The following is a 25,260-nucleotide window of genomic DNA, read 5'->3' on the forward strand; positions in this document are numbered from 1 at the left end:
GAGACTAAAGTCTCTAGCGCCGGAAAGGAAAACACTATAGATAAATTATTCTACTTTTGGAGCTTCTGTTACTATAAGAAAATTTGTTATACATACCTTCTGAAGTGGCAGGACGAAAAAAATATGAACGGAAAAAAGAAAATTTACCTTGCAGGACCCCTTTTCAGCCATGCAGAGCTCGAATATAACCGTAAACTGAAGGATTTGCTGCTCAAAGGATTTTTGGTTTTTTTGCCCCAGGAAGACGCAGAGGAGACCACAGACGAGCGTGAGAAACAGAATCAGGAGTCGATTTTCAAGAAATGTGTGCGGGGCGTGGACGACTCAGACCTTGTAGTTGCAGTCCTCGACGGAGTGGACGTGGACTCAGGAACCGCCTGGGAGATAGGCTACGCTTGTGCAAAAGGAAAGCCTGTTATAGGACTTCGGACTGATTTTCGGGCTCTCTCGGATGGGATTGTTAACCTGATGATAGAAATGGCTATAGATGCACTTGCAAGGGATGAAGAAGAGCTGTTAAAAATATTGGAAAAATACCGGTAACTCCTGAACGGCTCTAATATTTCCGGCTCTGAGCTTGTCAGTCCAGAACTATTTTTTGTTCTCAGCACTTTTAGTTTGAAAAACTATGATCCTGAACTATTTTTATTCACCAGAGCTTACTCTGAAATAGAGCCGCCAGAGAATACGATTCGAGAAAAATGCCAGGTAGAGAGCATTAACGAGCTTTTGTTAACAGGCTTCTGTCAGGAAGTTATCCTTAAGAGTTCTTGTTAAAGAATTGTGTGTAGCGAGCTTTCGTAACGGGTTTTAATAATGACCTGTGCCTTTCAAAATTCTTTATAATTTTCTTTTTTTATTATTATATAATTATATCTCAAATGAGATAAGTTAGGGGTTCGATTCGGGAACAGAAGCCCGAATTTATAACGATTATTAAGTAAAAAAATTTTAATATAGAATGCCTGACATAATAACTACTGGAGGTTAAAATAGTGACCTTTGTGAACGGATACACTTTTAGAAAAGTGAAAACTTCACATGGGCCTGACATGTACGTGTCCAGATATGGGAAACTGGTAAAGATCGTACCATTCAGTCCACATGTGGAGTTCTCCGAAAGATATACCACAGACTTGATCCGCCAAATCGAGTCAATGGAGTGAAATAATAGAAATTTTTCCCGACATTTCCTTTTTAATTCGGACCCTTCCTGATGAAAGCCCCTTTTCAGGCCGAAGCTTTTTCGGTCTGGCGTTTTTTAGAATATTTTTTTTCTATATATAGCTTGCTCTTGCCTTAACTTTTTGTATAAAGTTCCCCCCACCGGAAGTTTATAGGCTCAATCAGGCTCAGTCAAACCCTTCATATTTTAAAACCGGGCTTACGAGGATATGCTTTTATTTTATGTAAATAAAACAACCTTAGAAAAGGAAATTAAAAAGGAAAGTCGATAAATTGATCCGGAGTTACGGAAAAAACGATTTAGAAGCAATGGTAAAAATCTGGTATGAGGCTTCCGTTACAGCCCATTCCTTCGTCCCGGCTTCCTTCTGGGCTTCACAGAAGAATGCGATGAAGGAAACATACCTCCCACTTGCCGAAAACTTTATTTTTGAGGAGCACGGGCAACCCGCAGGATTCATTTCCCTTGTTGGGGAGAAAGTCTGCGCTCTTTTCGTTGCGCCGGAGATGCAGGGCAGGGGGATTGGCAGGACTCTCCTCGAATACGCGAAGACCCTGAAGGGAAGGCTCTGCCTCAAAGTCTACAGGGAAAACGAGCGTGCCCTTCATTTTTATGAGAAGTGCGGGTTTGTTGCAGCCGGTGAAGAAATCGATGAATATACAGGCTGCATGCAGGTTTTGATGGAATGGGAAAGAATTTGAGTTTATTCTAATCTGCAAGGCCCGGTTTTGGCGAATTAATACTTCATAATACAGTACAGCAGCCCAGATAAGGAATACAGGATCTACTGACTTTATTGAAAGTTCATATCCTTAGTGAAATCTGCTATAAGAGAGAAATAGCGATCAGCACTTAAATCAACAATTTTATCACAGTATACCTACTATCCTGAGTTATCATTTAAGTGTTGAGAATCTATGGCAAAAAACACAGCAGGCTCAAATGGAAATGGTGCAAATTTAGGTTTTGAAGAAAAACTCTGGCAGGCAGCAGACAAACTCCGAAACAATATGGATGCAGCAGAGTACAAACATGTAGTACTCGGCCTCATTTTCCTGAAATACATCTCGGATGCTTTTGAGGAGATGCACGACGAACTTCTTGCTGAAGTTGTGGACGGGGCTGATCCGGAAGATCCGGAAGAATATCTTGCAGAGAATGTTTTCTGGGTCCCTCCTGAAGCCCGCTGGAACCATCTGGAAAGAAGTGCAAAGCAGCCCACTATCGGGAAAATCGTAGACGATGCCATGACCGCAATCGAGCGGGACAATAATACCCTGAAAGGAGTGCTCCCAAAAAACTATGCACGGGAGGGGCTTGACAAGCAGCGTCTTGGTGAACTGATTGACCTTGTAGGCACAATCGGCCTTGGCGATAAGGAGAGCCGGAGTAAAGACGTACTCGGCCGGGTTTATGAGTATTTCCTCGGGATGTTTGCAGATGCGGAGGGCAAGCGCGGCGGCCAGTTCTATACCCCGAGAAGCATAGTCCGAGTTCTTGTCGAGATGATTGAGCCTTATCGCGGCCGAATTTACGACCCCTGCTGCGGTTCGGGCGGAATGTTTGTCCAGAGCGAGAAATTCATTGAAGCTCACGACGGCCGCCTTGAAAATATCTCCATTTTCGGCCAGGAGTCAAACCAGACCACCTGGCGCCTCTGCAAGATGAACCTTGCAATCCGGGGTATAGATAACGACGGGATCAAATGGGGAGACTCTTTCCATAACGACCTGCACAAAGACTTGAAGGCTGATTTTATCCTTTCAAATCCTCCTTTTAACGATTCGGACTGGAAAGGCGAACTTCTTGCCGAAGACGCCCGCTGGAAATTCGGGGTCCCGCCAAAAGGTAATGCCAACTTCGCCTGGGTTCAGCACTACATTCATCATCTCTCTCCTACCGGGATCGCCGGATTTGTCCTTGCGAACGGCTCCATGTCCTCAAACACCTCCGGAGAAGGCGAAATCCGGAGAAATATCATTGAAGCTGACCTCGTGGACTGTATGATCGCACTTCCGGGCCAGCTTTTCTACAATACGGGAATTCCAGCCTGCCTCTGGTTCCTCGCCCGCGACAAACAGAACAGCGGCTTTCGCGACCGGCGCGGCGAAGTTCTTTTCATTGACGCCCGGAACATGGGAGTTTTGCGGGACCGTACCCATCGCGAACTAACCGACGAAGAAATCCGGAGGATTTCCGATACCTACCACGCCTGGCGCGGGGAAAAAACCAATCGCGGAGAATATGAAGATATTCCCGGCTTCTGTAAGGCTGCTCCTCTTGATGAAATCAAGAAGCACGATTTTATCCTGACGCCTGGCCGTTATGTGGGTTTTGAGGAGACCGAAGATGACGATGAGGAATTTGAAGAGAAGATGGAAAGATTGACCGCAGAACTCTCGGTACAGTTCAGGAAGTCAGAGGAGCTGGAGAAGAAGATTAAGGGAAATCTGGCAGGGCTAGGGTATGAAATCTAATCTAAGGTCAGTAGAATCTGAAACCCTTGAGCTATGAGAGGTTTCCACGGAAAGTATAAAACTGGACTTGCAAACGAAGCTTAAAAACTAAGTTTAAACACGTGCTGCTACAATGAATATTAAGAAAAAAATAAAATTGCAGATAAGCGGAGGGCATACCATGAGTCCTGATACTGGGAACAAATTTACTGAAGGGGGAGATGATTCGCTTTCCCGATATCTTAAACCCGATACTCCGGAAATAAAGGAAATCAAAAGCCTGCAAGGAAATGAGTACGAATACAGTGTTTATCTGGGAACTATTGAATATTCGATTGCAAGGTATTTTTATGAAAATGACCTGAAAATAAGGGACAAAGACGCAGTAGCAGCATTAAATAACATCAAAAAGAACTACGATAAAGAGATCTCTTTTTTTAAGCAGGATCTTGAGATAGAAATAATTGAAGACCTGATAGAACTTCTTGAAGAGGAACCGATAAGCCATCACGAGTTCAAACTGGCAATCGACTACGTTCTGGAGGTTATCGACAACAGGTCATGGATGGAAGACGAACAGGCGTACCTGAAGTGGGCAGCCTATGTTATGGGGCTTTTTACCGGAAAAGAGAGTGAAGAGTACGAAAATAGCGTTAGAAAGTTCGCTGCCAGGATGGGCCTGTCCAGCAAACATGCAGACCTCATGCTTATGAAAGGAGATGAGGAAGATTATTTCGAATTTGTAGAAAGCTACGGAGCAGAGGGCACAGATGAACTAACTGAGGAAGAGCTGGTAGCCGAAATGGAAACAAAATTCCTCTCACTGCCAGAGGACGAAAAATTTGATTTCCTGCTGGAAAACGGCCCTGAATTCTATGAACTCGTAGGTCTCTATATCTCAGACCTGTCCGAAAGAGGCGAATTTGATAAAATTCAGGACCTTTACGAAAAACTTACTGAAAGATATGATGACTTCCTCTACCTGTATGTTTACATGGGAGGAATCTATATCGAAAAAGACCCCTTCCTTGCTAGATCCTACTTCGAAAAAGCTCTGGAAACCCTGGATAAACTCGATGAACTTTCGGATTCTACCAGAGAAGCATTAAGAGCTAAGTTCCTCAACCTGATAGATAAATTAGATTGATTTTTCGGGAAAATCCCGGCAGAAATCATATAAATTTTTGTTGGCAAGAAATAAATGGAATAGCCGGAAACGAGATCTGGCAAATCAAACACAGAGGAGCCATAATAGCCGTCTTTCGCGCGTCTTGCCCGCTCGCCAAGCGAGCGGTCTTTTCCGGAAACCACAATAGAAGAAATAATTGAATTAAAGCAAGTATGCTAAATCAAGCAAAAAGATCCACTATGATTTATACTTTTTAAGCAAGGAATCCGTAAAAACAATAAAATGAGATGGGGAAAAGCAATTGGCCTCTGAAACAAAATTCAAAGAAACTGAGATTGGGATGATTCCTGAAGATTGGGATTTAAAAGAGATTGGTGAAATTGCAGAGTTTAGACAAGGGCTGCAAATAGCTAAGTCTCAACGTAAAAGTGAATTTTTAGATAACAGTCACCCCCTATTAAAAATTACAGATATGGGTACTAACAACTTTTCAGAGTATATTGTTGACCCTCCAATAAAATATGTCACATCTAAAGAAGATATAATCTTTACCAGAACTGGCCAAGTTGGGCTGGTATATACAAACTTAGTTGGCGTTTTACATAATAACTGCTTTAAAATAATAACAAATCCAGGACAAATAGATCGGTATTTTCTTTTTTATTTCCTAAAAAGTAAATACGTTCAAAACTTTGTCAATGGATGTTTAGCAAGTAGTGTCCAGTCAGATCTAACTCACAGACAATTTAAAAGATGCCACATGATAATACCTCCACTTGAGGAACAACAGAGTATTGGAAATACTCTTTTTCTTATAGATCAGAAAATCGACCTCAACCGCCAGATGAACTCCACCTTAGAACAAATCGCCCAAACCCTCTTCAAACGATGGTTCATCGAGTTCGAGTTCCCGGATGAGAATGGAAACCCTTACAAATCAAGCGGCGGCAGGATGGTAGATTCGGAATTGGGGGAGATACCGGAAGGGTGGGAAGTTAAGCGGATTAGCGACATTTGCGAGACCTTTGGAGGAGGAACTCCGAAAACCAGCGAACCTTCTTACTGGGAAGGAGGAGATGTTTTTTGGGCAACACCTACTGATATGACATCTCTTAATTCACCGGTTATTTTTTACACTTCAAGGAAAATCACAGAAAGGGGACTTCAGAATAGCTCTGCCAAGTTGCTTCCAGTAGGGTCTATTCTGATGACAAGCAGGGCAACTTTGGGTTATTTTGCCATCACAAAAGTTCCAATTTCTACTAATCAGGGTTTTATTTCTATGGTTTGTAATGACAGAGTTTCCAATTATTATCTATTAAATGCGGTTAAAAATAATATGGAAGAAATTGAGAATTTGGCTGGTGGTAGTACATTTCTTGAAATTAATAAAACTTCTTTCAGATCCATAAAAATAATTTTGCCACCTAAGAATATAATGAGTAAATTCGATGAAATTGCAGATTCTGTTTATGAGAAAATATTCCATAATGGATTAGAAACAAAAAGAATTGCTGAAATTCGTGATTCCCTCCTTCCCAAACTCATGTCAGGGAAAATTCGTGTTCAGACTTAAATAAGTTGAGGGCGAGGTTTAGCTCCGCACTTTATTCTTTTTCTTCTCTGTTTCGGAATGACCGCTCTCCTTCGTCGAGCGTGACAAGAACGACGCCGGACAGCGAATAAGGTTTACCCTGAGAAGTTATAAAAAGTGTGAAGATCGGGAATTATATAATCTGAAAAAAGTGATATACTGATGTTTTGCAAACTCTGATTCCCGACTTTCGTTTACTGCTTTTCCTTTAGAGAAATTTGCTATGCAGATTACCCGGTTTTACTCGATTTTCACGTCAACTAATTTTTCTAGAGGCATCTGATAAGGTACAGTGACTCTAAGTATACCGTTTAAATATTTGGCAACGGCTTTTTCCGGGACAACCGGGCAGCCGGTTGGATAGCTGTCCAGATATGTAACTCCCTCTTTTTTACCGCTTACAAAAAAGCTGTCACTGGTGAGTTTAAAAGAAATGTCTTTCTTTTCCACTCCGGGAAGAATTACTTCAATTTCAAGGTTTTCGTATTTGTCGTCAGGAAATGCGCTAATTACCGGTGATAGTCTCAATGCTTCCGCCATAATAATACCCCCGAGTAATGTAATGAATTAGAATATTTATACATTTGCATTGAGGTGCCACCTAGTCTACTTTATGGCAGAGTTGTTCCTTAACAGGCTGTCAGGAAAAATATAATTGATAACAAAATAGCTATGCTTAAATAAATTTACCGGGATACACACTTTTGATTTTTAGACTCTTGTTTTAATGCGGGAAACTCTAATTTAAACATTAAACATAAGCCTTCCCCATAAGAGCAAAACCGGACAACACGAACAAAAAAGCAAGCAGCAAAACGGGCAAGAAAGCAAGCAGGCAAAACGGACAAAAAAGCAAGCAGGCAAAACGGACAAAAAAGCAAGCAGGCAAAACGGACAAAAAAGTAAGCAGGCAAAAAAAGAGAGGAGAAATACCCATTCCCACCTTTATTCCCGAATCCGAAGTTGAAGAAGCAGCTCTTGACATCCTTTCAGAACTTGGCTACGGTTACCTTTACGGTCCGGACATTGCGCCGGGAGCGGATGGTGCGGGAAGGGAAAACTTCGGAACCGTGATTCTACCGCGCCGGTTCAGGGCTGCTATTGACAAACTGAATCCCAAAATCCCGGCAGGGGCAAGGGAAGAGGCAATAAAAAAGGTGCTGCGGGAAGAAAGCCAGGATCTCGTACATAACAACCGGGCTTTTCACAATATGCTGGTAAACGGGGTTGATGTGGAGTATCAGGGCAGGGACGGGGAAACCGTTTATGATAAGGTCTGGCTTTTTGACTTTGCGGAACCTGCGGAAAACGAATTTCTTGCAGTCAACCAGTTCACCATTGCAGAAGATGGGAACAACAGGCGGCCGGATATTATACTTTATGTTAACGGGCTGCCGCTTGTTGTTGTTGAGTTAAAGCGGCCGGACGAAGAAAACGGGTTTGCAGATGACGAAATTATCTGGGACGCCTACAAGCAGCTCCGGACTTACAAAAAAGAGATTCCAGGGCTTTTCCGGTATAATGCTTTCCTGCTGATAAGTGACGGGCAGGACGCAAGGGTAGGGACACTCACTTCAAACAACAGGGAATGGTTCGTGCCCTGGAAGACAATTGACGGAGAAAAAGCCGCAGATTTTAAGATCCCGCCTATGGAGGTGCTTCTAAGGGGGATGTGCAGTCAGGAAATCCTTCTTGACCTCATCAGGCATTTTATCGTCTTTGAGGACGACCGGGGAAAGGTTATCAAAAAACTTGCCCGCTACCACCAGTACCATGCAGTTAACAGGGCGGTAGAGAAAACAAAATTTGCCTGCATGCCTGGCGGGGACAGGAAGTGCGGGGTTGTCTGGCATACGCAGGGCTCAGGGAAAAGCCTTTCAATGGTGTTTTATACCGGGAAGCTTGCGCTTGAACTCGATAATCCGACAATTGTAGTGCTTACGGACAGAAACGACCTTGACGGGCAGCTCTTTGATAACTTTGCCCGATGCAGCGAAATCCTGCGCCAGCAGCCTGTTCAGGCTGAAACCAGGGCTCGTCTCAGGGAACTTCTTTCAGTCGCTTCAGGAGGGATTGTATTTACGACAATTCAGAAATTCTCTCCCGAAGATGAAGAAGACAGGTTCCCGATCCTATCCGAAAGGAGAAACATTGTCGTGATCGCTGACGAAGCCCACCGCAGCCAGTACGGCTTTGATGCAAAATTCAGGGAAAGGGAAGTAGAAGGCGAAAAGATTGCAGAGATTTCCTACGGCTTTGCGAAACACATGCGGGATGCACTCCCGAATGCTTCGTTCATCGGATTTACCGGTACGCCCATTGAACTCAATGACAGGAGCACGCCTGCGGTTTTCGGGGATTATATCGATGTTTATGATATTGAGCAGGCTGTAAATGATGGAGTAACTGTAAAGATCTTCTATGAAAGCCGCCTTTCAAAGCTCGATCTGGTCAAAGAAGCAAGGGAAACGCTGGATACTGATTTCTCTAAGATAACCGGAGATTGGGACTCATACGAAGCAGAAAAACTCAAGTCTCGCTGGTCTCGACTCGAAGCCGTGGTCGGAAGTAAGGATAACCTTAGAAAGCTGGCAGCTGATATTGTCTTCCATTTTGAGGAAAGGCTTGAAAAAGCTATGGAAGGGAAAGGCATGATCGTCTGCATGACCAGGCAGACCTGCGTCGACTTATATAATGAAATCACAGCCCTTCGCCCGGAATGGCATGACAATGACGACCTGAAAGGCCAGATAAAAGTGATTATGACCGGCAGTGCGGCTGATGACGAGATGTTACAGCCTCATATTCGGAATAAAGGCCGCAGGATGAAGATTCGGGACAGGATGCAGGACCCGGATGATCCCCTGAAACTTGTTATTGTCTGCGATATGTGGCTTACCGGTTTTGACGCCCCCTGCCTGCACACCATGTATTTCCTGAAGTGGCTTCAGGGGCACAATCTAATGCAGGCAATAGCTCGTGTAAACCGTGTTTTCAGGGATAAGCCGGGAGGGCTTATCGTTGATTATGTGGGCCTCCTCTACGACCTGAAATCTGCTATGGCAAATTACACTCGAAACGGAGGCCGGGGCAACCCTGCAGACTATAAGGAAAAAGCTATTGCATTAATGCTCGAAAAGTACGAAATTGTACAGAACCTTTTCTACGGCTTTGATTACATGCGAGTATTCTCTGCTTCCCCAAAAGAGAAACTTACGATTGTCAGGGAGGGAGCGGATTTTATCCTCTCACACGGCCGTACTGAGGATGAAAGAACCCAGGAAAAGAAACGTCTCATTCAGCATGTGACCGAGCTCTCCAAAGCCTTTGCTCTTTCAGTGCCGCATCCTGAAGCTGAGCGGATCAGGGACGAACTTGCATATTTCCAGGCTGTAAGAGCAATTCTTGTAAAACTGGAAAGAAGACATGCAAAATCAAAGTATGAGATGAACTCGGCAATAAAAGAACTTGTCTCAAAATCAATTGCAACCGAGGAGATAATAGATATCTTTGATGTGGTTGGAGTAAAGAAGCCGGAGATCTCAATCCTTTCAGAGGAGTTCCTCGCTGAAGTCCGGGATCTGCCTCAAAAGAATCTTGCTTATGAAGTTCTGAAAAAGTTGCTTTACGATGAGATAAAAACAAGATCCCGTAAAAATTTGATTCAGGGCAGGTCTTTTGCCGAAATGCTTGAGCGGGCAATAAATGAATATAAAAGCCGGGGCATTGACACCTTGCAGGTTATAGAAGAACTCCTTGAGCTGGCAAGGAAGATAAGTGAAGCTGACAAAAGAGGCGAAGGACTGGGCCTGAGTGATGAAGAAATTGCTTTTTATGACGCTCTTGCTGACAATGAAAGTGCTCTGGAAATCCTGGGCAATGAAACATTAAGACTCATGGCAGCGGAACTTGTTAAGATTATAAGGCAAAACGCAGGCGTTGACTGGACTCTCCGGAAAAATATTCAGGCGAAGATAAAGGTCAGCGTAAAACGGCTCCTGAAAAAGTACGGATATCCTCCAGACAAACAAAAATTAGCTGCTGAAAATATACTCAAGCAGGCTGAGCTTCTTTGCAGGGATGTGGGAGTTTCAGCAGCATAAGTTTCCAGGCTTAAATTGCTAGCTTTACCTCTTCTGTACAGACTTTACTCCACTTGTCGAATCTCCAGGGGAATTTATAAAATATTTTAGCCATTTCAATCGGCTTCAGAACTCTTTTTGGCTGGAAATCCTGTAATTTTCCTGACAATATACCAGCGGTTATAAAAGTTAAACGCTAAGCGAGCGAAAAATTTAAATATTGTTACCCCTAACTATAAGATAGTAACTGAGCAGCAATAACCACCATACAGAGCTATAAAATATAGACTGTGCTGCTGACCATAAGTTACAGTATAAATAACCTGCGGATAGACCTAAGGCGGAACCTGTACCGCCTGTAAAAAACGGATTACTTCCTCCTCCGGAAGAGTATGAGAGTCCTGAACTCTCACACTACTTTCCTTGCCTTTCAGGCAGTGCTCTGAGGAGAAGGAGAATAGTGTTCTGGACCAGTGCCAGATTTACAGATCACAGACCACTATAAAACCAGGTAAAAGCAGGAAAACCGAAAAAAGCAAGCCCGACGATCAGGGAAAACTGGAATCGGGAAGCTTGAAATCAGGAAGTCCTGTAATCGGATAAGGAGGAATCTGTATATGAAACTGCCAGCAAAGAGAACAGACCGTGATATATACAGCTGGGACCCGTTTGACGAGATCAGGAAAATGCAGGATTATATGGAACAGATGTTCAGGAATTTCCCTGTTCTGGAAAGCCGGTTCGGAACCGGGACTCTTTCCCCGCTAACCGATGTTGCGGAAGAGGACAATAAGGTAGTTGTGACAACTGACCTTCCGGGGGTTGACAGGGAAAACGTTGAGCTCAATCTCAGGGATAATATCCTCGTAGTCAGTGCAGGCAAAGGAAAAGAAGAGGAGACCGAAAAAGAAGGTTACCTGAGAAAAGAGCGGTCTTTCATGCGCTACTACCGTGAGATTCCTCTTCCGGACGGCGTAACCGAAGAAGGGGCAACCGCGCAGCTCAGAAACGGGGTCTTAACCGTCACACTGCCGAAAACAAAATCCGTAACCGGAAAAAAGATTCAGATTGAGTAATAACCGGAAAAAGGATTCAGATTGAGTAATAACCGGAAAAAAGATTCAAACCGGTAAAATGGCACTGAGGATCTGAAACTTGAGAAGTCTGAAGACAGGCTCAGAAACCGGGCTCTGAAGCTTACAGGCTTCCCGGGCTGAAAAATAAAAGTCCTCTCGTGTATCTTTTTTATTCGGGCATTCCCCGCCTGGCTTACAGAATTCGGAAAATCTGGACGCGGACAACAGAACCCACCCGAAAAACGGAATTATTCAAAGCAATTGACACATTACCATTCCGGAAGTTAGGAGCTGGAGAAGAGAAAGCCTGGAAAATTCACAAAATACCTCAGTGCCAGCCGGAATTAAGTATAAAAAGATACGGAAAAACTAAAAAATAAGGTGAAGGTATCGGACCTGCACCTTTAGTTTTTCTGCATTGAAATTTTCACTCTAATCTTCTATTTCACTTCTGTTTTTTCCTGTACAGATGCACAGCGAGTAGACCGGTTATACCGTAAATTATCTCAAAGCCGGGTATTCCTGTGCTTTCTTTCTGATCAGAGGTATATTCGACATTTGCTCCTTTATTTTCATTATTTTGCTCAGGAACCTCTGTGCCGGATTCAGACTGTATTTCAGTTAGTGATGCTTTTGTTTTACCGGTTATTGCAAAAGGAGAGAACCCAGGGGTTTCGGCTGTGAAGTACAGGTATCTGTCATCTTCCCCTGACAGGCCGGTTGACAATGGGTTCCACTTACTATCATTGTACCTGTTCAGGACGATTGAAGCCTGGTCAATATCATTCTCCTCTATCCAGGATTTTTCAACCCTGAAATGTATAACCGCGTTTTCGAGATTACTTTCAATTCCACGCGCACTGTTTCCAACCCAGATGTTGAGGTAACCGTACACCTCATCTTCGGGAGTATCAGACGTAAGCGTAGATCTGTCTTTCAGTACCTCAACAATGGTTGTTGTCTTGCCGGATGTCTTTTTGGAATCAAAAGCGATAGATAGAATCGAAGTGGCATTCTTTGTGAAATCGAACCTCACAGGCTTTCCGCCTGTAATGAAGGCCCTGGAAAGTTCCTTTATTTCAACGTTTTTTGCAGGCTCAGGGGACCCGCCTGCGCAGCTGCCACCATTGGAACCGCTTCCACCGTTACTGCTGCCGCCGCTGGAACTGCTTCTTTCAAGCACAGTGATTGAAGCAGTCTTTGTTGCTGTACTGCCGTCTTCACTGAATGCAGTCAGATTAACCCTGAAGGTTCCCGGAACAGTGTACACATAAACCGGCGTTCGGGAAGTAGAGTCGACTGTCTCGTCGCCATTAAAGTCCCATGTTACCCCAGCCGCATTTTCCGAAGAATCGGTAAACTGAACAGTAAGGGGCGCATAACCCTGACTGACACTGCTGTTGAAATTTGCAACAGGAGGCACTGTACTGAACCGCTCTAAAACCTTTACAGTAGCAGACATTGAATCCGTACCGTCTTTGCCGGTAACGGTTAGCTTAACTGTATAAATCCCCGGAGTTAAGTACACATAGCCCGGATCTTTTAACGTTGAGTCAGCCTCTCCGTCATTATCAAAGTCCCAGCTCCATGAAACTGCATGTTCCGAATAGTCCGTAAACTGAACTGAGAGAGGAGCATAACCCTGACTGACATTACTGCTGAAGTTTGCTTCAGGAAGAATCGGCTCTCCCGGTTCCAGAACTTTTATTGTGGCAGTCTTTGAACTTTCACCGTCTGCATTGGCGACAGTGAGCTTAGCCTTATAGATTCCCGGAACTGCGTACGAATAAACCGGGTTCTGATATGAAGAGTCAACATGTCCGTCATTATCGAAATCCCAGCTCCATGAAACTGCATGCTCCGAATAGTCCGTAAAATGGACTGAGAGTGGAGCGTAACCCTTACTAATATTGGTATTGAAATTCGCAACAGGAGGTACTGATATGGCTTGTTTCTCCAAAACAGCTATTGTAGCTAATTTTGAATCTGTACCGTTTTTGTTGCCTGCTGTCAGATTAACAGAATAGGTTCCCGGATCCGTATACACATGAACCGGGTTTCTTTCTGTAGAATCAGCAATCCCGTCATTACTGAAGTCCCAGTTTATTGTATCTGCATTTCCAGACCGGTCGGTAAACTGGACAGAAAGGGGTGCATAACCCTCACCTACATTGCTGCTGAAATCCGCTACAGGAAGTATTAATGCAGGCTCCCCGGTTTCCCTTAGTTTAAGGGTTAACTGTTTCGCGAGATCTCCTGCCTTTACCTCGAAGTTTCCGGGAGGAACAGGTGTCGTATTATAGGAGCAGGTGAAAACTCCGTTTGAGTCAGCTTTTATAGCCTGAAGAGCTTTAATCTTCAGATTAACCTCTGAAACCCCTTCTCTCGCATTTCCGTCGATTTTTATCGTATAAGTTCCTGCAGGGATATTTGTTTGAGATATGATTGCAGTATCCCCTGAAGCTTCTGAGCTTTTTGTCACCCAGAGAGTCATTTTTACCCTCACGTTCAGGTTGTTGACTCCCCTGGCTTCAACCGTAAAAGCATTACCCAGACCCTCGGGAATTGTCACATCCTCAAGAATATATTCAAACTTCCCTCTGGTGGAAGGAACGGTTTTTTCAAAAGCTGCAGATATGTCGATTTTCTCTTCCGGAACAGCATTCCCGTTTATAATAAGGACGTCCCCGCAAAAAGGTTCCTGAGGGGAGAATTCCCACTGGATATCTTTCTTAGTAACATTGATTGTACTCAACTTTGAATTCTTACCATAGTCATTGCTTGCAGTCAAATTGACGGTATAATTTCCAGGAGTTGTAAACACATGAACTGGATTAGTTTCGTTAGAATCAATGATTCCGTCACCGTTAAAGTCCCAGCTCAGTGAAGTTGCATTTTCAGAACTGTCATTAAATTGGACATTGAGGGGAGCATAACCTACTGTCTCATTTGCAGTGAAGTTTGCAACTGGCGATTCCAGTTTTAAGACAGTTACTATAGCTGATGCTGAATCTGTACCGTCTTCATTGATTGCAGTCAGATTAACTGTATGGGTTCCTGGAGTTGTGAACTCATAAACTGGATCAGTTTCATTATAATCAGTGATTCCGTCACCGTTAAAGTCCCAGTTTATTGTATCTGCACCCTCTGACAGATCGTTAAACTGGACAATTAAAGGAGCGTAACCTTCACTAACATTGGTACTGAAATTCGCTACAGGAAGTACGGATCTATCTGAAACATTAATTGAGGCTGACGTCGAATTCGTACCATTCTCATTGCTTGCTATCAGGTTAACGGTATGGGTTCCCGAAGTTGTGAACTCATAAACTGGATTAGTTACGTTAGAGTCACTGATTCCATCACTGTTAAAGTCCCAGCTCAATGAGATTGCATTCTCTGAACTGTCACTAAACTGAACCGTAAGAGGAGCAGAACCTTCACTGATATTGGAGCTGAAATTTGCAACAGGAAGTACTGGTATCAAAACAGTTACAGTAGCTGACGTTGAAGCTTTTCTATTTTCATTGCTTACTGTTAAGTTAACAGTGTAGTTTCCTGCTGCAAAGTAAGTATGCATTGGATTCTGCTCAGTTGAGTTTGATTTGTCTCCAAAGTCCCAGTACCATTCAGTTGCGTTTTCAGAGCTGTCGTAAAACTGAACAGTCAGTGGAGCATAACCCTCTATCGGACTTGCATTAAAATTCGCTACAGGAAGAATAGGTGCTGGCGCATAAGCTTCTGATTTTGAGGCATAAACCGTATTTCCGTCCGGACCTATGTTAATTCTATTTCCGTTGGGTTCCGGTTCGTTAAAATAGTCTGAGAAAAGATATCCAGTGTCAATGCATGGGGAGTTCATGCTGTCACTTACCCAGGCACTCCCGCTCCACCGCCCGGCTTTTGACTTTAACCGGTAATCATGTCTGTCTCTGTCGGCATACAGGGGATCTGCCTGTATATCCGTAGTCGATGGGTCTACATTCCAATAGTCGCCGCCGGAGTTGTTATAGAAACAATTATTATCCAGAACAAAAGAGTGGGTCCCTGTAAGGAAATTGGATACCCCAGTTGCATTCATTCCATCCGATGAGCGTCGAGTGTTTGTTATAATGTTATTTCTTGCTGTAACAACATATCCCAGGCCATTCAGAGTTTCAGAATAATACACATTCTTCTGTGCAATGCCAGCCCCATAGGCTCCGTCAATCACGTTGTTTTCAACAAGGACATTAAAACCATCGGATACGATTCCTCCTATTTTGTTATTGCTGGAGTTCGTTCCGGTGTCATAAATCTGATTATGGTGGACCGACACATTTGCTGATGAAGGGGAATAAGAACCTGAACCGAAAATCCAGATTCCAGCAAGTGCAGTCCTGTATATCGTATTATTGTGGATTTCAATATCATTCATTTCAATTGCAGGATCATTGTATTTCTGAATTTCAATTCCTGAACCCCCGAAGCCTTTCGATGTAATATCGTTGTTGTAGAAACTCACGTTGTTAGTGTTGTAAACCCTTAGCCCGCTGTTTGTCCGGCAGGTTATTTTGTTATTGTAAGCCTCTACATGCAGGCTGTTGAGTGCGTATAAAACGTCGTGTCCGAGTAAATATGCCTCGTTATCATGGAAACTTATATTAGAACAGGTTTTAGCTTTCAGACCGTTTCCGTGATTGTTAGTTAGATACATCTCATGTATATTGATATTCTTACAATTGATCAAGCTAATGAGGTCGTAGTAATCGCTTCCGCTGGTAACGTCAGTATTTCCTTCCCGGTTTCCGTCAATTGTAAAGCCCTTAATAGTAATATTCTGTCCGACGCTGTCCATCTGTGTAATTAAGGGTTTTTGCTTCGCCCAGCCAGCATGATCAGCCAGTTTGATCACAGCAGTGGAATCTCCTTCAAGAATGGTATCGTTACCGGTTAAAAGCGTATCACTAACAGTGTACGTAAATGGTCCTTTAAGGTGGACAGTCGTATAATCAGGGTTTTCAGCTACGAACTGAAGGGCTTGATTAATCTGTATTTGATCATTTATTCCACTGCAATTAAAATCACCACTACCATCTCCCGCAATATAGACAATTGGCGCGGGGGATGTACATAAGACAGTAGGGATGTTTATAAGTATAGAAAGACACATCAGGAAAGAGAGCATCAGCTTTCGATTTTTCATCTATTTATCTCCTTTATAAGCATATTAACCAGAAAGATACTGATGTTGGCTGGCCTACCAGGCTAGGTTTACAGTATTAACTGTTGTAATCTGTAACTTGGATAGTATATCGTCAGATCTGCTTTTTTTACTACTAAGATTAAATCCAATCCAAAAGGTCAAAATTTTCTCCTCAAAACCTGTATTTGAAAAAGCAGCTAGATTCATGAATATCGAAGCAACTCTGTAAGCTCTTAATAATTAAGAACAAACTTGCTTTTGGAAAGGCTCGGCCAGAGAACCCTCAGGAAATCTGCTAACATTATAAAAAACAGATACTTTTAAACAATATAAATATTTTGTATCAGTTTGGGATGAGACAGGTAACCAGAGTTTTTCCAGTTTGCATTGCAAGGATTAGAAGGAATATAAAAATTATAAAGGGTATAAAAATTATAAAGGGTATAAAATTTATAAGGGTTATAAAGATTATAAGAATTATAAATATTATAAAGGTTATAAGAATTATAAGAATAATAACTATCCAAAATATGTATTAGCATAAAAATAATAAGAAAAATCAGAGGTCTGCCTGAAAGAAGGCAACTGCTTAAATCCGATTTAAATTTCACTGCTCAATTATCGCTGATCATACGAAGCAAAAGAAAAAAATAAAGGTTAATCTATAAAGGTTAATCTTTGTGACCTCTAAACTTTGAATAATACTTTCCTATAAACCGTAAATTATTGAGAGAAGCCGGGTTATTCTCCCATTCAATAACCCGCACTCTTTTTTAGAGCTTCTTTTTCAATCTGCGCCTTCTATAGCTGTCAGGCCATAACAAATAATAACAGTTAAAATCCGGTTTCAATGCAAATTTTCCTCGATAACCTCGCCCTTTGGTTCTTTTTCCTTGAAAATCTGCCCTTCGAAACAGGAAACTTCGGCTCCTTTAAGCCAGGCGTCAGGCGAAAGACCGGCTTTCAGGCAGGTATGGCCCAGAAACTCGATAGAGTCCATATCGTGTTCGGGAGCAACCTGAGGAAGCAGCAGTCCCTGACAGTAACCCTGCCTGACGATCAGCCCATGCTTCCCGATTTCTACACGCTCAGGAAGCTCTTCCGGAGGAGCATTAATTTTCTCAGGCTGGGTAAGAATCGTTACTTCGACAACTATACTATCAATTTCGTCTTCTCCAACCGGCGGAAAGCGCGGGTCGCGAGTTGCCGCAGAAATTGCGGAATCCATAATTGCATCCTGAAGCGTGGAATCCGGAAACGGATGCCCTATACAACCCCTCAGGAGCCCATCTTTCGTAAGCGTGACAAAAACTCCCCTTTTCTCCCCGAAAACCGGCGAAAGCTCAAAATCCAGTTCCTGAGGCTCTGGAAGCCTTTCTTCGGATAGGAACGACTCGATAGTTTTCCTTGCAAGTTTTACCGCAGCCCTGCCTTCGATATCAGTAAGCATGTATGAACCAACACCTCGTCTTTTATTTTGATACAACGGCATGTAAATCTTAACCAGCATTAACCTGCAAACATTACCGGCATTACCAGTATTGCCGCAAGTGCCGGCTGTGTATCAGCTACCGGTTATTATGATAATATGTACGTGGAAGCAGTATAACAGTATGTCTGTAGGAGCTGGTCAAAGTAGACTCCTGACCCTCGCGTATAGGAACCAGAGGAGAAAGAGAAGAAATGATTTTTAAGAGTAAAGTTAAAAGATTCGACAGAAGATTACTGCCGAATAGAAGAGTTATTATTGCTGATGCGGTGACTTACAGGAAGCAGGACAATTAAAGTTTCTTAGCTTCCTGATATCTTTTAGCTGCAGTCCTCAGAGCCTCAACACCCGGAAGCTTTTCCCCGGATAGATAATCAATCAATGCCCCTCCACCTGTGCTGATATGAGAGAAACGGTGTGCAAGCCCGAGATGATCGACTTCTGCCGAAATATGCCCACCGCCAATAATCGAGAACTCAGACCTGGTGGCAGCTCTTATAATCTCGTGCGTTCCAAGGGCAAAATCATCAATTTCGGAAACCCCTGCCGGGCCGTTTAAGACAACGGTTTTTGCACTTTCGATTTCGCTTGTGAAGTTTACGATAGATTCAAGCCCGATATCATTTATAGGGAGAGAATCGGAATTAAGCTCCGATACAGGCACTTCAATCCGTTTCTTATTATCGTTCAAAGCCACATCCCTGGGAAGACCGATTTTATCATTGAATTTCTCAAGCAGACCTTTTGCTTTTTCGATCTGATCTTCATAGCCCTGGGATTTGATAAAGTCCAGGTTTACCTTCCCGATATCTACACCGGATGCCGCAAGTGCCACATTTGCTACCACTCCGGTTAGGAGTACCCGGTCAGCTCCTCCTTTTACAAGCACATTTTCCGCCACCCGGAGCGAGTCATCCACTTTCGCTCCCCCGAGCACGAATATTGTTGGCCTTTCTCCTCCTTTGACTCCCCGGTCAAGGGATACGAGCTCCCGTTCCATGACTCTTCCGGCTCCGGTAGGAAGAACCTCAGTGAATCCGACTACGGAAAGATGGGACCTGTGAGATACGGCAAAAGCGTCATTGAGGAAAATATCCACAAAGGGTGCCAGTTTTGTAACAGGAAACGTTCTTGCCTGTTCTGCCGGAGTTCTTTCGAGGCTTTCTTCGGAATAAAACCTTACGTTTTCAAGCAGAATGACATCCCCATTTTCCATCGAAGCAATCCTGGTCTTTGCGTAAGTTCCAAAAATATCGTCCACATAAAGAACCTGTTTGCCCAGGTATTTAGACATCAACTGGGCATGAGGCTTCATTGTAGTAAAGTCCTTTTTCCCGGGCCTGCTCTGGTGCGCAAGCAAAACAACTTTTGCATCCTCGAGATCCTTCAAGGTGGCAATATGGCTTCGGATCCGCATATCATCCAGAATATTACCCTGTGGATCCATAGGAGAGTTAAGGTCAACCCTTACAAGAATTGTCTTTCCGTATGTGTCAAAATCGTCAATTGTAAGAAAGTTTCTAGAAGTCATACCCTCAGCGCACCTTTGTGAATAAGATTTTATATATATTGAAGAATAAAATTTAAAGATAATTTTAAAGAATTTCTTTTCATTAAATAGTGGTTATCTTTGTCATGGGATTTTTTCCATAAATAAGTTTGTTTGTATCCAGATCTCATGAGATGGATTACGCATTCTGTATAAAAGCCAGTAGCAGAAAGGAGCTATATAATTTAAGAATCTATCGAGTTACGGAATAAAATAATTTAATGGGTAGATCCAGATGTCATACGAAAAAGATAACCGTAGAGATTTTGAGGAAAGGATCAGAATGATGGTGGAGGCAGGGTATACAACTGTTGGAAGGGAAATAATTAAATGTACACGCTGCCCGCTCCATAAAAGTGCAATCAGGAGAGTTATAGGAAGAGGGTCATGTAACCCGAAAGTTTTCTTCATAGGGGAAGCCCCCGGAAAAAATGAAAATGAAACCGGAATCCCGTTCTACGGAAGGGCAGGAAAAAAGTTTGACAGGATGGTTGAGTATATGGGACTTTCCGCAGAGGATTGGATGGTAACAAACACGGTCAAGTGCCATCCTCCGGAAAACCGAAAGCCCAGGACAAACGAGATCGAGTGCTGCAAGCCTTTTCTCCTTTCCCAGATAATCCTGCTTAACCCGAAAATTATAATTCTTCTTGGCAATACAGCCGAAAAGTCTTTTTGTCCCGGAAGAAAACTCGAATGGGGAGTACCTGTCGAGCAAGAAGGACGAACTATCCTGAAATTCTATCATCCTGCAGCCCTCATTTACACAGCTTCGAAGAAAGAAGTTCAGCGTGCTTTCATTGACAAAAACAGAGACTTATGGAGCTAAAAGTTCCGGATAATAGCCACGACCCTGCAAAACAGTAATAAAAACTTACCAGACCAGGAATAACCAATTCATAATCCCTCACCTGGAAGGTCCTTGAATCAAGTTTTGTCACCCTGGCTACGTTTCTCAATTTTACTCATGGAGTTTATGAGTAATATATCGATTCATAAATTATAAATATCGAGATCCTTACTCTATTATTGGGGTTGTATGGCGGTAAGGGATAAGGATTCAAATAAAACGATCAGAGCATCTGAAATCAAAGCATCCGGCATCGAGAAATCCGGTAGTGAAGAGCTCAATATGGATATATAATGATTGAAACATCCAGTATCAATAGCCAGTATCATAATAAATGCCTGGAATGCAGATGCCTTAACGCCTGATGCCAGATTCCCGAATATACAAATAACATCTGATTATTCTATAATTAACCGGAAGAAGATTCTTTGGGAGAGGTAGTATGGCAATGGTAAAAATGACACCTGATATACTTTCATGTTCTGATGACAAGGGAAATATGGAGATTCAAATTAATCTGCCTGGAGTGAAGAAAGAGAATATCGAATTAAAGATGGTCGAGGAAGGCTTTTTCATAAGAGCAAAAAGAGAAGAAACAGGGGTTGAATACGCAGGAACTTATGCATTCTGCTGCCCGGTTGTCCCTCAAAAAGCGGTCGCTAGATACTGTGAGGGGAAACTCGTAGTGATAGTGCCTTACATGGAGTCCTCAGAAACTGTAAATGTTGAAATCCAGTAAGAAACCGGATTAACAAATCGCCATAAGTTAGTATTATTAGCAATATGGATTGAGCTTTCCAATCTGGAAAATGGATAATATGGAAAGGAAATGGTTATATGGGAAAGTAATGGATCAGACGGAGGAAGAAATGCACCCAGTAATCGATTATAAAAAATGTACCGGAGCTCTTGCCTGTTATGAAGTTTGTCCTGCAGAAGTTTTTGATGTAGAGGAAATCGACCGGGTAAAAAGGGCAGTTGTAGCCCGCCCGGAAAATTGCATAGAGTGCGAATACTGCGTGGATGCCTGCCCGGAAGATGCTATTGAACTGATTGAAGATTAAATTGAGAATAAAGCTTAAGCTAAAAATAAAACTAACCAGAATTGACCGGTGGGACACCGGGTATTTTAAGGCTTTCGGAGAATAAATCGGGTAGAGAATAAGGATTTTTCCGGAAAAGGCAATTTTAAGCTGCAGGTTTGATTCAGTGTTTCAAAACCAGTCTCATATCCACAGCAAGAGCACCTTTTCCTTCTTCAAAAACCATTAAGGGATTGATCTCGAATTCCTCAATCGCCGGAAAGTCGCAAACAAATTTTGAAACCCTGAGGATTACATCAACAAGCGCGTTGATATCCGAAGGCTTTGCCCCCCTGACTCCGGCAAGAAGCGGATAGGTTTTAATTCCAGTAATAAGCTCTCGGGCTTCTCTTTCGTCAACCGGGGCGATTGCAAACCTGACGTCTTTGAGAATTTCTACATATACCCCGCCGAGCCCGAACATCAGCACAGGTCCGAAAGTGGGGTCGCGGACCATTCCGAGAATTACCTCCCTGCCCCCTGAGAGCATTGGCTGCAACTGGACGCCTTCAAGGGATGCGTCCGGCATTTTCTTTGAGATGCTTTCCATCATATCCAGGAAGGTAGCCTTCACTTCGGCAGCGTTTTGCAGGGAGAGTTTGATTCCTCCAATATCGGACTTATGGGAGATCTGCGGAGAAACAACCTTCATTACAAGGGGATAGCCTATCTCTTCTGCGGCATTTACAGCTTCCTCTGCAGTTTTTGCAAATGCTGTCTTTACTACAGGAATGCCGCAAGCTCTCAGAATATCAAAAGCTTCAAGGCCCAGTACATATCGGTTTTCTGCTCTGGCAGCCTCAAAGATCCTTGCTGCCGGAACCTGATCCTGTCCGGGTAGATGAGGGACGATACCTGCCTGCTCCATGATCATATTATAGCCTGAGGACAGTTATTCCTTAAGGGTATTAATTTTGTGATAAACTCTGTAAGGGTATTAATGTGTGATGATATTGAGCCCTGAAAAACTAAGGAGATAACTCTTTAAAATACGGCAAAATAGCAGAAGACAGAAGAAAAAATAGCAGAAATGAAATTTAATAAAAATTTTGTTTCAATAGGAAATATTATTCAGGCTTCTAAACCGAGGAGATTGTTTAAATTAAAAACAGAAAAAGGTAAAGGAGAGATCTCCTTTACTATCAGACAGGTACTGAGCTGCGCAGTTTAGCTTCGGTCTCAACAATTTCCTTTGTATCTCTTGCAATGCTAAGTTCTTCATTGGTTGGGATAACAAGGACTTTTATCTTCGAATCCGGAGTGCTGATATCGACTTCCTGGCCTCTGATCTTGTTCTTTTCCTCATCAATCTTTATGCCAAAGCCTTCAAGACCGGAAAGGATTCTCTTCCTGATGCTTGCGCTGTTTTCTCCAATGCCTGCGGTAAAGACTATTGCATCCACACCATCGAGCACGGCTGTGTACTCACCTATTACCTTCTTAATCTTGTATGCAAAGATTTCAAGGGCAAGCTCTGCTTTTTCATTGCCGTGGGACGCTGCTTCGTCCAGGTCCCTGAAATCATTGCTGATTCCGGAAACACCCAGTACACCGGACTTCTTGTTCATCAGGGTGTCAATTTCCCTGCTTGACAGGCCTTCCTTCTCCATAACGAAAGGAACGACTGCAGGATCAATGGAACCGCATCTGGTACCCATGCAGACCCCTTCAAGCGGGGTAAAGCCCATTGTGGTTTCAACGGATTTTCCGCCTTTAACAGCCGTAATGCTTGAACCGTTTCCAAGGTGGCAGGTAATAATCTTTGTTTCTTCTAGTGGTTTTCCCAGCATGGCGGCAGCCCTTTTGGTAACGTACATGTGAGAAGTGCCGTGGAAACCATATTTCCTGACCCCGTGTTTCTCGTACAGGCTGTATGGCAGAGCATACATGAAAGCGTATTTGGGTATTGTCTGGTGGAATGCTGTGTCAAAAACAGCAACCATTGGCGTTCCAGGCATAATCTCGGCACATGCCTCGATTCCCATCATGTTTGGAGGGTTGTGGAGAGGAGCCAGTTCAAAGCAATCTTTAATAGCCTTCTCTACACCTTCATCAATTAAAGCTGAAGCTGTGAACTTTTCGCCACCGTGGACAACCCTATGCCCGACTGCGTTGATTTCTGTCATATCCTTAATGACACCAAATTCCGAGTCAGTAAGAGCTTTGACTACCTCTTCGAGAGCGATCTTGTGGGTAGGGAGGTCAGTCTGTTTTTCCAGCTTTTTGCCATCAAACCTCTTCTGAGTAATGATGGAGTTGTCGATACCTATTCTTTCGCAAAGCCCCACTGCAAGGGGGGATTCATTGCTCATATCAATTAGCTGATATTTCAGGGACGAGCTTCCTGCATTTATTACCAATACCTTCATATGTAAACCCCAGTTCATACATTGCTTTTGATTTACATCTTTTTTTATGATAGAACATTTTATGTGTGGAGTTAATAAAAAGCTTCCTAAAATGTTCGTAATTATAAAAATGTCTGAGATTATTTGTTATCCTGTGCTGCGGCTTGGACGCAGGTAATTGCAACGGCACCGACAATATCTTCGTCGCTGCAGCCTCTGGACAGATCATTAATCGGCTTGGCAAGTCCCTGAGTGATAGGACCGTAAGCTTCCGCCTTGGCAAGTCTCTGGGCAATCTTATATGCGATGTTTCCGGCGTTAAGGTCAGGGAAGATAAAGACATTGGCCTGGCCTGCAACAGGGCTTCCCGGTGCCTTTGAAGCTGCAACTTTGGGAACAATTGCTGCGTCTACCTGCAGTTCACCGTCTATTGCTACATCAGGGGCAAGTTCCTGTGCACGCTTTGTGGCAGCGATTGTCGCGGCGGTCAGGGGGCTCTTTGCGCTTCCCTTGGTGGAGTAAGAAAGCATTGCAACTTTCGGCACGTCCTGAACCAGCAGTTCAAAGGTTTTTGCAGAACTCACAGCAATGTGTGCAACTTCTTCGGGGCTGGGCATTTCGACCATACCCGAGTCAGCGAAGAGGAATGTTCCATTGGACCCATATTCGCAGTCAGGCACGGCAATAATGAAAAAGGCAGATGCAAGCGCTGAACCGGGAGCAGTCTTGACGATCTGGACAGCCGGTCTAAGCGTGTCTGAAGAGGAGTGAACAGCACCTGATACTACTCCGTCGACTTCATTGAGTTTGGCCATCATAACAGCGAAGTAAACATAATCTTTCATAATTTCGGCTGCACTTTCGAGTGTAACACCTTTATGTTTTCTCAGCTCATAGAAAGCCTGAACATATTCATCTTTTCTCTCATAAGTTTCAGGGTTTACAATCTTTGCTTTTGAGAGGTCAAGATCTCCTGCAAGTGCTTTAATATCTTCTTCCTTACCGACAAGGACAACGTTTGCAATACCTCTTTCGAGGGTCTTGGCAGCTGCCTGGAGAGTTCTTATATCTTCGGTTTCAGGTAAAGCGATTGTCTTGTTAAGTACCTTTGCTCTTTCACTGATTTTTTCTAAAAATGTTACCAATCAACCAACCTCCTATATAATTAGAGTAGCTTAAGTTAGCTGGGTCTTGATATATAAATTTACGTAAAATGCGTAGTAATATATATAAA

Annotated in this window: 18 protein-coding genes; 11 read left to right on the forward strand and 7 right to left on the reverse strand. The window is 43.2% G+C overall.

Annotated elements, in window-relative coordinates:
* Positions 1–123 precede the first annotated feature (123 nt).
* The 6 genes from EQO05_RS03710 (at position 124) to EQO05_RS03730 (ending at position 6,347) form a co-directional block, all read left to right on the forward strand.
* Complete coding sequence (locus tag EQO05_RS03710; RefSeq protein WP_128503904.1) at positions 124–543, forward strand: nucleoside 2-deoxyribosyltransferase; 420 nt, start codon at positions 124–126, stop codon at positions 541–543.
* A gap of 452 nt (positions 544–995) precedes the next feature.
* Positions 996–1,166, forward strand: a complete 171-nt coding sequence (locus EQO05_RS15410; protein WP_164888456.1) for a hypothetical protein — start codon at positions 996–998, stop codon at positions 1,164–1,166.
* 292 nt (positions 1,167–1,458) lie between these two features.
* On the forward strand, positions 1,459–1,887 hold the full coding sequence (locus tag EQO05_RS03715; protein WP_128503905.1) for an N-acetyltransferase: 429 nt from the start codon (positions 1,459–1,461) through the stop codon (positions 1,885–1,887).
* Between the two features lie 216 nt (positions 1,888–2,103).
* Complete coding sequence (locus EQO05_RS03720; protein ID WP_128503907.1) at positions 2,104–3,663, forward strand: class I SAM-dependent DNA methyltransferase; 1,560 nt, start codon at positions 2,104–2,106, stop codon at positions 3,661–3,663.
* Positions 3,664–3,823: 160 nt separating this feature from the next.
* Positions 3,824–4,789: a hypothetical protein gene (locus tag EQO05_RS03725; protein ID WP_128503909.1), complete on the forward strand. Its 966-nt coding sequence runs from the start codon at positions 3,824–3,826 to the stop codon at positions 4,787–4,789.
* A 283-nt stretch (positions 4,790–5,072) separates the two neighbouring features.
* Positions 5,073–6,347: a restriction endonuclease subunit S gene (locus EQO05_RS03730; protein ID WP_128503911.1), complete on the forward strand. Its 1,275-nt coding sequence runs from the start codon at positions 5,073–5,075 to the stop codon at positions 6,345–6,347.
* Positions 6,348–6,605: 258 nt separating this feature from the next.
* Here EQO05_RS03730 and EQO05_RS03735 read toward each other — a convergent pair whose 3' ends face one another.
* Positions 6,606–6,905 (reverse strand): Hsp20/alpha crystallin family protein, encoded by a 300-nt coding sequence (locus EQO05_RS03735; protein ID WP_128503913.1) that lies wholly within the window; start codon positions 6,903–6,905, stop codon positions 6,606–6,608.
* Between the two features lie 407 nt (positions 6,906–7,312).
* Between EQO05_RS03735 and EQO05_RS03740 the strand changes: the two genes are divergently transcribed.
* Positions 7,313–10,468 carry a type I restriction endonuclease subunit R gene (locus tag EQO05_RS03740; RefSeq protein WP_205793690.1) on the forward strand — a complete coding sequence of 1,052 codons (3,156 nt, stop codon included), beginning with the start codon at positions 7,313–7,315 and terminating at the stop codon, positions 10,466–10,468.
* A 596-nt stretch (positions 10,469–11,064) separates the two neighbouring features.
* Entirely contained in the window at positions 11,065–11,523 is a 459-nt protein-coding gene (locus EQO05_RS03745) for an Hsp20/alpha crystallin family protein (protein ID WP_128503917.1), read from the forward strand.
* Between the two features lie 445 nt (positions 11,524–11,968).
* On the opposite strand, the gene EQO05_RS15905 is transcribed toward EQO05_RS03745, so the two are convergent.
* The 3 genes from EQO05_RS15905 to EQO05_RS03780 form a co-directional block, all read right to left on the reverse strand.
* Positions 11,969–16,708 carry a PKD domain-containing protein gene (locus EQO05_RS15905; RefSeq protein WP_240664316.1) on the reverse strand — a complete coding sequence of 1,580 codons (4,740 nt, stop codon included), beginning with the start codon at positions 16,706–16,708 and terminating at the stop codon, positions 11,969–11,971.
* Positions 16,709–17,555: 847 nt separating this feature from the next.
* Positions 17,556–18,158, reverse strand: coding sequence for a TIGR00296 family protein (locus tag EQO05_RS03775; protein ID WP_128503919.1), 603 nt, complete (start codon positions 18,156–18,158; stop codon positions 17,556–17,558).
* Positions 18,159–18,489: 331 nt separating this feature from the next.
* Positions 18,490–19,728 carry a phosphoglycerate kinase gene (locus EQO05_RS03780; RefSeq protein ID WP_128503921.1) on the reverse strand — a complete coding sequence of 413 codons (1,239 nt, stop codon included), beginning with the start codon at positions 19,726–19,728 and terminating at the stop codon, positions 18,490–18,492.
* 253 nt (positions 19,729–19,981) lie between these two features.
* Here EQO05_RS03780 and EQO05_RS03785 point away from each other — a divergent pair, with 253 nt between their 5' ends.
* The 3 genes from EQO05_RS03785 (at position 19,982) to EQO05_RS03795 (ending at position 21,660) form a co-directional block, all read left to right on the forward strand.
* A complete protein-coding gene (locus EQO05_RS03785; protein WP_240664317.1) occupies positions 19,982–20,575 on the forward strand; it encodes a uracil-DNA glycosylase in 594 nt (197 codons plus the stop codon).
* A 463-nt stretch (positions 20,576–21,038) separates the two neighbouring features.
* The gene (locus tag EQO05_RS03790) at positions 21,039–21,335 is read left to right on the forward strand and encodes an Hsp20/alpha crystallin family protein (protein WP_128503923.1); all 297 of its coding nucleotides are present in this window, start codon (positions 21,039–21,041) and stop codon (positions 21,333–21,335) included.
* Between the two features lie 130 nt (positions 21,336–21,465).
* Complete coding sequence (locus EQO05_RS03795) at positions 21,466–21,660, forward strand: ferredoxin family protein (RefSeq protein ID WP_128503925.1); 195 nt, start codon at positions 21,466–21,468, stop codon at positions 21,658–21,660.
* 142 nt (positions 21,661–21,802) lie between these two features.
* Here the strand turns inward: EQO05_RS03795 and EQO05_RS03800 are convergent, their stop codons facing one another.
* From EQO05_RS03800 to pta, 3 genes are all read right to left on the reverse strand, one after another.
* Complete coding sequence (locus EQO05_RS03800) at positions 21,803–22,552, reverse strand: acetate--CoA ligase family protein (protein WP_128503927.1); 750 nt, start codon at positions 22,550–22,552, stop codon at positions 21,803–21,805.
* Between the two features lie 268 nt (positions 22,553–22,820).
* Positions 22,821–24,047, reverse strand: coding sequence for an acetate kinase (locus tag EQO05_RS03805; RefSeq protein WP_128503929.1), 1,227 nt, complete (start codon positions 24,045–24,047; stop codon positions 22,821–22,823).
* Positions 24,048–24,166: 119 nt separating this feature from the next.
* Positions 24,167–25,171, reverse strand: coding sequence for a phosphate acetyltransferase (pta, locus tag EQO05_RS03810; protein ID WP_128503931.1), 1,005 nt, complete (start codon positions 25,169–25,171; stop codon positions 24,167–24,169).
* Between the last annotated feature and the right edge of the window lie 89 nt (positions 25,172–25,260).

This window comes from Methanosarcina sp. MSH10X1, from assembly GCF_004099695.1.
Lineage (GTDB): Archaea > Halobacteriota > Methanosarcinia > Methanosarcinales > Methanosarcinaceae > Methanosarcina.

Bases quoted from the DNA above. Each gene is read 5' to 3' on its own strand.
- EQO05_RS03710 (WP_128503904.1), top strand. From the start codon at position 124: ATGAACGGAAAAAAGAAAATTTACCTTGCAGGACCCCTTTTCAGCCAT.
- EQO05_RS03720 (WP_128503907.1), top strand. From the start codon at position 2,104: ATGGCAAAAAACACAGCAGGCTCAAATGGAAATGGTGCAAATTTAGGT.
- EQO05_RS03725 (WP_128503909.1), top strand. From the start codon at position 3,824: ATGAGTCCTGATACTGGGAACAAATTTACTGAAGGGGGAGATGATTCG.
- EQO05_RS03735 (WP_128503913.1), bottom strand. From the start codon at position 6,905: ATGGCGGAAGCATTGAGACTATCACCGGTAATTAGCGCATTTCCTGAC.
- EQO05_RS03745 (WP_128503917.1), top strand. From the start codon at position 11,065: ATGAAACTGCCAGCAAAGAGAACAGACCGTGATATATACAGCTGGGAC.
- EQO05_RS15905 (WP_240664316.1), bottom strand. From the start codon at position 16,708: ATGAAAAATCGAAAGCTGATGCTCTCTTTCCTGATGTGTCTTTCTATA.
- EQO05_RS03775 (WP_128503919.1), bottom strand. From the start codon at position 18,158: ATGCTTACTGATATCGAAGGCAGGGCTGCGGTAAAACTTGCAAGGAAA.
- EQO05_RS03780 (WP_128503921.1), bottom strand. From the start codon at position 19,728: ATGACTTCTAGAAACTTTCTTACAATTGACGATTTTGACACATACGGA.
- EQO05_RS03785 (WP_240664317.1), top strand. From the start codon at position 19,982: ATGTCATACGAAAAAGATAACCGTAGAGATTTTGAGGAAAGGATCAGA.
- EQO05_RS03790 (WP_128503923.1), top strand. From the start codon at position 21,039: ATGGCAATGGTAAAAATGACACCTGATATACTTTCATGTTCTGATGAC.
- EQO05_RS03795 (WP_128503925.1), top strand. From the start codon at position 21,466: ATGCACCCAGTAATCGATTATAAAAAATGTACCGGAGCTCTTGCCTGT.
- EQO05_RS03800 (WP_128503927.1), bottom strand. From the start codon at position 22,552: ATGATCATGGAGCAGGCAGGTATCGTCCCTCATCTACCCGGACAGGAT.
- EQO05_RS03805 (WP_128503929.1), bottom strand. From the start codon at position 24,047: ATGAAGGTATTGGTAATAAATGCAGGAAGCTCGTCCCTGAAATATCAG.